The following is an 8,495-nucleotide window of genomic DNA, read 5'->3' as shown; positions in this document are numbered from 1 at the left end:
CTCGTACGGGGCGACCTGCGTGCCGCGGCGGACGCCATCCGGCTCGCCCGCCGCACCCTCGGCACGATCCGCTCCAACCTCTTCTGGGCCTTCGCGTACAACGTCGCCGCGCTGCCGCTCGCGGCGGCGGGCCTGCTCAACCCGATGATCGCGGGGGCCGCCATGGCGTTCTCCTCGGTGTTCGTCGTCGGCAACTCGCTGCGGCTGCGCACCTTCCGCGCCGCGGACTGATCCGCCGGGCGGGAACGCGGGGGCACCGCCGGTGAGGCGCACCGGCGGTGCCCCCTCACCGGTGCGCGGCGCCGGAAGAGGTGGCGCGGCCGTGCTCCGGGCAGGACGGCACGGGCCTCGCGGGCGATGCGGAAAGGCCCGTGCTCGTCGTCCCGGCCGCCGGGACGTGCCGGGGCGCGGCACGGTCCCGTTCCCCGGCAACGCCATGGGGGCGCCGGTCCCGGGCGAGACCGGCCGCCACCAGGGTGCCGTCGAGGTAAGGCGTTCTCGCCGGCGGGACGGACCGGGCCCGGCCGCAGGCCTGCGGAGTCCGTTCCGCCGTCACCGTGACCGGAGCCACCGGGTGGGAAGACGCCGGGTGGGGCACTCATTGCCTCCCGGCCCACGGCGGGGCGTGCCCCGCCGTGGGCCCGTGCTCCGGATCGCCACCGCAGGAGAAGCACATGACCGAACCCACTCCGGACGAGGCCACCGCCCGCCCCCTCGCCACGGCCGAGGCCCCCGCCACCGGACCGGGGCGGGCCCTGGCCGCCGTCCTGCACGATCTGCGGGCCGTGGACGGCGCCCTCTACGCCGCGGTGGCCGCCACGCCCACGCCGACCCTGGACCGGGCGCTGCGCCGCCTGTCCCACACGGCCGACCACTCGAAGATCTCGTTCGCCGTCGCCGCCGCTCTGGCCCTGGGCGGATCACGGCCGCGAAGGGCCGCGCTCGCCGGGGTCGGGGCGATCGGCGTGGCCTCGGCCTCGGCCAACCTGCTGGGCAAGCGCCTGGTGCGCCGGGCGCGGCCGGACCGGGAGGCGGCCCGGGTGACCGTGGACCGGCACGTCCCGATGCCGACGTCGGCGTCGTTCCCGTCCGGGCACACCGCGTCGGCGGTCGCGTTCGCCACCGCCGTCGGGGTGGTCCTGCCACCGGCGGCGGTGCCGCTCGGGGTCCTGGCGGGCGCCGTCGGCTACTCGCGCGTGCACACGGGCGTGCACTATCCGGGCGACGTCGCCGCGGGTGCCGTGCTCGGCATCGCGAGCGCCGCGACCGCCCTGGCGGCGGCCGCGGCGGCGGCCGCTCCGTCGTCGAGGTGGCGGGCGGCCCTGGCGTCGAGCGGCGCGCGGCTGCGGGGCGGCTCGGTGAGGTGAGCCCCGGCCGGGGGGGGGGGGGGGCGGGGGCGCGGGGGCGGGGCCGCCCCCGGCGGGGGGGGGGGGGGGGCCCTCGACCGCCGGCGGCCGGGGCCGGCGGGGGTCGGCGCCCCGGGGCGGGGGGGGCCCCGGCCGGGGGCCACGCCCGGTGCCCGGCCCGCGGGCTGCCGGGCGGCGGACCCGCCGGTCCGTCAGCCGAAGGCCTTGACGGCCTGGTAGTACGTCCACGCCGTGCTGTTGCAGGTGGTCCTGGTGGCGCCGCCGTAGCCGGCGCAGACCCTCTTGAGGTCCTCGTAGAAGGCGCTGTCGATGCGGGACTTGTTGGCGCTGAAGGTGCCCGCGGCCTTGTAGTTGCGGTAGCCGAAGTCGTGGCGGGCGCAGGAGGTGGAGAAGGGGAAGCCGAGCGGGTTGTCCGGCGAGGAGGAGCACAGGTCGGTGGACCAGTCGAACCCGTACGCGGCCCACGCGGCCTGGTTCCCGCGGGCGGCGACCCACAGGTTGTAGCTCGACGCGCTGGTCTGCGTCCAGCTCGCGAGGACCTGGGCCTTGTCGGCCGGCGCGGCGTTCGCGGCCGTGGCGGTGCCGACGACGGTGACCAGGGTCAGGGCCGAGGCCGCCAGGCCGGTGGCGAGTCTGCGGTGCATCCCACACCTCCATGAGGCTGCGGCCCGCCCATCGGGCCGCAGGTTCATGACAAAAAAATCACAGGCGGCCTCCAAGGAACCTTCAATTCCCGGTTATTAGGGGGCGTCGAGTATTAGGGGGCGTCGAGGGGTGGACATCCCCGGGCGGCGCGGTCCCCGGCAGCGCTCACCCGTCCCGCCGGCCGCGCCTTGCGAAGAGGCCGAGCCCGGCGGGCGCGGCCTCGCACGCGGTCGCCCCGCCCAGGCGGCCGGGCCCGCCCGCCTCCGGCACGGCGAGTCGGGCGCCGGTGCGTCCGAGACGGCGTCCCCGGCCTTCACGGACGCCGGGTCATCCGCGTCGTCCTCGGCCCGGACGCCGGGCAGCAGCTTCGGCGCGCCCTGCGGATCAGCGACGGCAGCGTCACGGGACTGGCCGGCCCGCCGTTCGCGGTGACCGGGTACGCGGTGGCCGCGCTGATGCCGGCCCGGCCGCTGCCGGGGAAGCCGCCGGCGCGGGGCCGCGCCCGCGTCCGGAGCCCGGCACGAGCGGGGCGCGGGCGGTGACCGAGCCGCCGGCCGTGCGGTGCGGGCGCCGCACAGCCGGCGTGCGCGTCTACAGCGTGCGCTCCAGGCGGTCCGTCACCAGCCTGACGAACCGGGCGGGCTCCTTGGGCTGACCGCCCTCGGCGAGCACCGCCAGGGCGTGGAGCAGTTCGGCGGTCTCGGTGAGCTCCGCCTTGTCCTCGCGCTCCCGGTAGGCCTGGTTCAGGCCCTTCACCAGCGGGTGGCCGGGGTTGAGTTCGAGGATCCGCTTGGTGCGCGGCACCTCCTGGCCCATCGCCCGGTACATGTTCTCCAGGGCCGGGGTGAGGTCCTGCGCGTCGGACACCAGGCAGGCGGGGGACGTCGTCAGGCGCGAGGAGAGCCGGACCTCCTTGACGTCCTCGTCCAGCTGCTCCTTCATCCAGCCGAGCAGGGCGCCGTACTCCTCGGTCTGCTTCTCCCGCTCCTCCCCGGTGTTCTCCTCGTCCTTCGCGTCGAGGTCGATCTCGCCCTTGGCGACGGACCGCAGCCGCTTGCCCTCGTACTCGCCGACGGCGTCGACCCACACCTCGTCGACCGGGTCGGTGAGCAGCAGCACCTCGATGCCCTTGGCCCGGAAGGCCTCCATGTGCGGGGAGTTCTCGATGCTCTGCCGGGACTCGCCGGTCAGGTAGTAGATGTCCTCCTGCCCGTCCTTCATCCGCTCGACGTACTGCTTCAGCGTGGTCGGCTCGTCGCCGTGCGTGCCGGCGAAGGACGCGACGGCGAGGATGGCGTCACGGTTCTCGGCGTCGGTGACCAGGCCCTCCTTCAGGACGGCGCCGAACTCCCGCCAGAACGTGGCGTACCGCTCCGGGTCCTTGGTCATCATGTCCTTGACCGTGGACAGGACCTTCTTCGTCAGCCGCCGCTGCATCATCCGGATGTGCCGGTCCTGCTGCAGGATCTCCCGGGAGACGTTGAGCGAGAGGTCCTGCGCGTCGACGACACCCTTGACGAAGCGCAGGTACGGCGGCAGCAGCGCCTCGCAGTCGTCCATGATGAAGACGCGCTTGACGTACAGCTGCACACCGCGCTGGTAGCCCTGGGTGAACAGGTCGTGCGGGGCGTGCGACGGGAGGAACAGCAGGGCCTGGTACTCGAAGGTGCCCTCGGCCTGGAGCCGGATGGTCTCCAGCGGGTCGCGCCAGTCGTGGCTGATGTGCTTGTACAGCTCGTGGTACTCGTCGTCGGACACCTCCTCGCGCGAGCGCGCCCACAGGGCCTTCTGCGAGTTCAGCGTCTCCGGTTCGGAGGCCTTCCCGCCGTCGTCCGGCTTGTGCGGGACGAGCCGGACCGGCCAGGTGATGAAGTCCGAGTACCGCTTGACGATCTCCTTGATCTTCCACGTCGAGGTGTAGTCGTGGAGCTGGTTCTCCGGGTCCGCGGGCTTGAGGTGCAGCGTGACGGCGGTGCCCTGCGGGGCGTCGTCGACGCTCTCCAGCGTGTACGTGCCCTCGCCGCGCGACGACCAGCGGGTGCCCCGGCTCTCTCCGGCGCGGCGGGTCACCAGGGTCACCTCGTCCGCGACCATGAAGGCGGAGTAGAAGCCCACGCCGAACTGGCCGATCAGCTGGTCGGCTCCGGCCGCGTCCTTGGCCTCCTTGAGCTCCTGGAGGAACTTGGCCGTGCCCGAGTTGGCGATGGTGCCGATGAGCTGCCCGACCTCGTCGTACGACATCCCGATGCCGTTGTCCCGCACGGTGAGGGTGCGGGCGTCCTCGTCGATCTCGATCTCGACGTGCAGGTCGGACACGTCGGCGTCGAGCGTGTCGTCGCGCAGCTTCTCCAGGCGCAGCTTGTCCAGCGCGTCGGAGGCGTTGGAGACGAGTTCGCGCAGGAACACGTCCTTGTTCGAGTAGACCGAGTGGATCATCAGCTGCAGCAGCTGACGGGCCTCTACCTGGAACTCAAACGTTTCGGTCGGCATGGTTCGCGATTACCTCACGGGTCCGTAAGTCGCCGGAACTGGTGTCAGTCACTGTAAAACACCATGTCAGGGCGAGGATGCCGACTTTGGTCAGGAGGCGGCGGGAAATGACGGCCGGCGCACGGGTGTGCCGCGGCCGGTCCGCACACCGGCCGCGGCACACCCGTGCCCGCCTCAGACCAGGTGGGCGAAGACCACCAGGTTCTCCGTGTAGTCCCGGGCCTCGCGGTCGTAGTCGCCCGCGCAGGTGATCAGGCGGACCTCGGCCCGCGGGCCGTCGGCGTACACGCGCTCGTCGGGGAAGCGGTCCTTCTCGAACGACTCCGCTTCGTCCACCACGAAGGTGGCCTTGCGCCCGTCGGCGCGCAGCACGTGGAACCGGTCGCCCTTCTCCAGCACGCTCAGGCCCGCGAACACGGCCGGGGACGTCGCCGTGTCCACGTGCCCGGCGATGATCGACGTACCCACCTCGCCGGGGGAGGCGCCCTTGGCGTACCAGCCGACCAGGTTGGTGTCGTCGGCCGGCGGGGGTTCGAGCTGGCCCGTACTGCCGATGGCCAGGTCGGTGAAGGGAGCGTCGACGGCGATCTTGGGGATGAGCAGGCGGACGGGCTTGGACCGCGGCAGGTGCTTACCCGGGCGGGCGGCGTCCGCCCGGCCGGTCCCCTCCTTCAGGGGCGGAAGGACCGACACGGCGCCCGCCCGCGGTGCCGGGCCGGTGTCCGGCGGCTCGGCACGGCCGCCGATCAGGCTCACCACCAGCCACAGGGCAGCCGTGCTCCAGAAGAGCACCGTCACGCTTCGGTGGGATCTGCGCTGCGGAGGCACCGGGTCGGGAGCGGGAGCGGTAGGAGGGTTGGCTGCCATCGGACACCACCTCACTCGGGCACGGCAGCGGACACGACACGCGGAAGGATGCGCCGGGCCGCCGCCGCGCGAGGGGCGCGTGCGGCGGCGGCCACGGCCGTCAGGAGACCGGACAGCGGTCAGGCCACGCCTTCCGCCGCCTTCTTGCGCCGCAGCGCGTAGATGCCGGTACCGGCCACCGCGAGGGCGGCCAGCCCACCGGCGGTCACGCCCGGCGTGCCGGCGAGCGCGCCGCCACCGGTGTGCATGCCGCCGCTCGGCTTGTCGTGGTTCCAGGACTCCTTGTCGTGCTTGCCGTTCCCGGACTCCTCGGACTTCTCGCCGTCCTTCTTGTAGGTCTCCGAGTCGTACTTCGAGTCCTTCTCGCTGCTCCAGTCGTCCCCGATCAGCGCCGCGAGCGCGCCGCCACCGGTGTGCACGCCGCCGTGCGGCTTGTCGTACTCCTTCTTGTCGGAGTCCTCCTTCTTGTAGGAGTCCTCCTCCTTCTTGTCGTAGGACTCGTCCTTCTTGTCGTAGGACTCGTCCTCCTTCTTGTCGTAGGACTCGTCCTCCTTCTTGCCGTAGGAGTCCTCTTCCTTCTTGTCGTAGGACTCCTCGTCCTTCTTGTGGGAGTCCTCCTCCTTGTAGGAGTCCTCCTCCTTCTTGTCGTAGGACTCCTCCTCCTTGCCGTGGGAGTCCTCTTCCTTCTTGTCGGAGTCCCAGTCGCCCCCGGTCACCGTCGTGAGCGCGCCGCCACCGGTGTGCACGCCGCCGTGCGGCTTGTCGTGCTTGCTGCCCTTGTCGTGCTCCTTGCCGTAGGAGTCCTCCTCCTTCTTGTAGGAGTCCTCCTCCTTCTTGTCGTGCGAGGAGTCCTCCTCCTTCTTGCCGTAGGACTCGTCCTTCTTGTCGTAGGACTCCTCCTTCTTGTCGTGCGAGGAGTCCTCCTCCTTCTTGCCGTGTGAGGAGTCCTCGTGCTCCTTGCTGTAGGAGGAGTCCTCGTGGTCCCCCCCGGCGTAGGCGAGCGGCGCGGTGAGCGCGAGCGCGGCCGCGGCCGTGGCCGTTGCGGTGGCGAGCAACATGCGGGCAGAGCGCATCTGAGAATCCTTCCGTCATAGCCGCGCTGCTGACGCTTTATCAGCTGATCTGTTCGCGGCCCCGACGTGATCCACCGTCAGCCCTTCCGACGGTTCGCACCATTCGAGACGTTCACTCGGGTTACGAAGCCACTCCTACGGCGGTATCCGGCGCTCCTCACAAGCCCCTCCGGCATCGGCCGGATCGGCCCGCGAGCAGATGAAAACGCCTGCTCACACCGCTCGTCCCGGCCTTCGGCACGAGAATGGGGACGATCTTCACCCCGGCATCCCCCGCAGGGACGCCGCAGCCCTCGACGAGAGGCAGGGGTGCTGCCGCCGGCGGTCGGGCGACACGTACGGCACTCCGGCGCTCCCCCGGCGCGGGCGCGGGCCGCACCGCGGGCGACGAGGCGCCGGGCCCGCGCCCGCACCCGCACCCCCTACAACCGGCCCGGAGAGGGCATGGTTATCATATGAGCGCCGACTAGCTCGAAAGATGGACCCGTGACTGTCAACGACGACTCGTTCACCAACTGGAAGAACCGCGAGGAGATCGCGGAGTCGATGATCCCGATCATCGGGAGGCTGCACCGGGAGCGGGACGTCACCGTCCTCCTCCACAGCCGCTCCCTGGTGAACAAGTCGGTGGTCAGCATCCTGAAGACCCACCGGTTCGCCCGGCAGATCGCCGGTGAGGAGCTCTCCGTCACCGAGACGATGCCGTTCCTCCAGGCGCTCACCGCGCTCGACCTGGGCCCGTCCCAGATCGACATCGGCATGCTGGCCGCGACGTACCGCAGCGACGACCGCGGACTGACGGTGCACGAGTTCACCGCCGAGGCCGTCGCCGGCGCCACGGGAGCCAACAAGATCGAGCGCCGGGAGCCGCGCGACGTCGTCCTGTACGGCTTCGGCCGCATCGGCCGGCTCGTGGCCCGGCTGCTCATCGAGAAGGCCGGCTCCGGCAACGGCCTGCGCCTGCGCGCCATCGTGGTGCGCGGCGGCGGCCGGGCCGCCGAGGATCTCGTCAAGCGGGCCTCACTGCTGCGCCGCGACTCCATCCACGGCCAGTTCCAGGGCACGATCACCGTCGACGAGGCGACCAGCACGATCGTCGCCAACGGCAACGAGATCAAGGTGATCTACGCGGGCGACCCGTCGGAGGTCGACTACACGGCGTACGGCATCAAGAACGCCATCCTCATCGACAACACCGGCAAGTGGCGCGACCGCGAGGGGCTGTCGCAGCACCTGCGCCCGGGCATCGACAAGGTCGTCCTGACCGCGCCGGGCAAGGGCGACGTCCCGAACATCGTGCACGGCGTCAACCACGACACCATCAAGCCGGACGAGCGGATCCTGTCCTGCGCCTCCTGCACCACCAACGCGATCGTCCCGCCGCTGAAGGCGATGGAGGACGAGTTCGGCGTGCTGCGCGGTCACGTCGAGACGGTCCACTCGTTCACCAACGACCAGAACCTGCTGGACAACTACCACAAGTCCGAGCGCCGGGGCCGTTCCGCGCCGCTCAACATGGTCATCACCGAGACGGGCGCCGCCTCCGCCGTCGCCAAGGCGCTGCCCGACCTCAAGGCGAAGATCACCGGCAGCTCGATCCGCGTCCCGGTGCCGGACGTGTCGATCGCGATCCTCAACCTCCAGCTCGCCCGCGAGACCACCCGCGAGGAGGTCCTGGACTACCTCCGGGGTGTCTCGCTGACCTCGCCGCTCAAGCGCCAGATCGACTTCATCAGCGCCCCGGACGCCGTCTCCAGCGACTTCATCGGCTCCCGCCACGCCTCGATCGTCGACGCGGGCGCCACCAAGGTCGAGGGCGACAACGCCATCCTCTACCTGTGGTACGACAACGAGTTCGGCTACTCCTGCCAGGTCATCCGCGTCGTCCAGCACGTCTCCGGAGTGGAGTACCCGACCTACCCGGCCCCGGCGGTCTGATCCCGAAGCCGCCCGGCCCGCCGTCGGGGCGGGCGGGCACCGCGGGGAGAGGGCGACCGATCCGGATGAGGGGTCCGGCCGCCCTCCCCCGCGACCGCCGGCGACCGGGCGCGGC

At 71.7% G+C, this 8,495-nt stretch carries 6 protein-coding genes and 2 pseudogenes; 4 read left to right on the top strand and 4 right to left on the bottom strand.

The window, feature by feature from the left end:
• A pseudogene (locus AB0L29_RS21660) lies at positions 1-231 on the top strand (heavy metal translocating P-type ATPase); the annotation flags it as partial.
• Between the two features lie 443 nt (positions 232-674).
• Positions 675-1,367, top strand: a complete 693-nt coding sequence (locus AB0L29_RS21655; protein ID WP_365829330.1) for a phosphatase PAP2 family protein — start codon at positions 675-677, stop codon at positions 1,365-1,367.
• 191 nt (positions 1,368-1,558) lie between these two features.
• On the opposite strand, the gene AB0L29_RS21650 is transcribed toward AB0L29_RS21655, so the two are convergent.
• On the bottom strand, positions 1,559-2,011 hold the full coding sequence (locus tag AB0L29_RS21650; RefSeq protein WP_365829329.1) for a phospholipase: 453 nt from the start codon (positions 2,009-2,011) through the stop codon (positions 1,559-1,561).
• Positions 2,012-2,338: 327 nt separating this feature from the next.
• Between AB0L29_RS21650 and AB0L29_RS21645 the strand changes: the two are divergent.
• Positions 2,339-2,554: pseudogene (locus AB0L29_RS21645) on the top strand (hypothetical protein); the annotation flags it as partial.
• A gap of 49 nt (positions 2,555-2,603) precedes the next feature.
• Here AB0L29_RS21645 and htpG read toward each other — a convergent pair.
• The 3 genes from htpG to AB0L29_RS21630 all read right to left on the bottom strand — a co-directional run bounded on the left by htpG (position 2,604) and on the right by AB0L29_RS21630 (position 6,442).
• Positions 2,604-4,502 carry a molecular chaperone HtpG gene (gene htpG / locus AB0L29_RS21640; protein WP_365829328.1) on the bottom strand — a complete coding sequence of 633 codons (1,899 nt, stop codon included), beginning with the start codon at positions 4,500-4,502 and terminating at the stop codon, positions 2,604-2,606.
• Positions 4,503-4,676: 174 nt separating this feature from the next.
• On the bottom strand, positions 4,677-5,369 hold the full coding sequence (locus AB0L29_RS21635; RefSeq protein ID WP_365829327.1) for a class F sortase: 693 nt from the start codon (positions 5,367-5,369) through the stop codon (positions 4,677-4,679).
• Positions 5,370-5,488: 119 nt separating this feature from the next.
• Positions 5,489-6,442: a hypothetical protein gene (locus AB0L29_RS21630; protein WP_365829326.1), complete on the bottom strand. Its 954-nt coding sequence runs from the start codon at positions 6,440-6,442 to the stop codon at positions 5,489-5,491.
• 486 nt (positions 6,443-6,928) lie between these two features.
• Between AB0L29_RS21630 and AB0L29_RS21625 the strand changes: the two genes are divergently transcribed.
• A complete protein-coding gene (locus AB0L29_RS21625) occupies positions 6,929-8,380 on the top strand; it encodes a glyceraldehyde-3-phosphate dehydrogenase (RefSeq protein WP_365829325.1) in 1,452 nt (483 codons plus the stop codon).
• Positions 8,381-8,495 lie beyond the last annotated feature (115 nt).

The sequence above is a fragment of the Streptomyces sp. NPDC052701 genome (assembly GCF_040678355.1).
Lineage (GTDB): Bacteria > Actinomycetota > Actinomycetes > Streptomycetales > Streptomycetaceae > Streptomyces.
The sequence above is the reverse complement of the archived record's forward strand: the minus strand, read 5'-3'. Positions and strand labels throughout refer to the sequence as shown.

What these genes read in the sequence shown, in the direction of transcription:
- AB0L29_RS21655 (WP_365829330.1), top strand. Translation starts at nt 675, where the DNA reads ATGACCGAACCCACTCCGGACGAGGCCACCGCCCGCCCCCTCGCCACG.
- AB0L29_RS21650 (WP_365829329.1), bottom strand. Translation starts at nt 2,011, where the DNA reads ATGCACCGCAGACTCGCCACCGGCCTGGCGGCCTCGGCCCTGACCCTG.
- htpG (WP_365829328.1), bottom strand. Translation starts at nt 4,502, where the DNA reads ATGCCGACCGAAACGTTTGAGTTCCAGGTAGAGGCCCGTCAGCTGCTG.
- AB0L29_RS21635 (WP_365829327.1), bottom strand. Translation starts at nt 5,369, where the DNA reads ATGGCAGCCAACCCTCCTACCGCTCCCGCTCCCGACCCGGTGCCTCCG.
- AB0L29_RS21630 (WP_365829326.1), bottom strand. Translation starts at nt 6,442, where the DNA reads ATGCGCTCTGCCCGCATGTTGCTCGCCACCGCAACGGCCACGGCCGCG.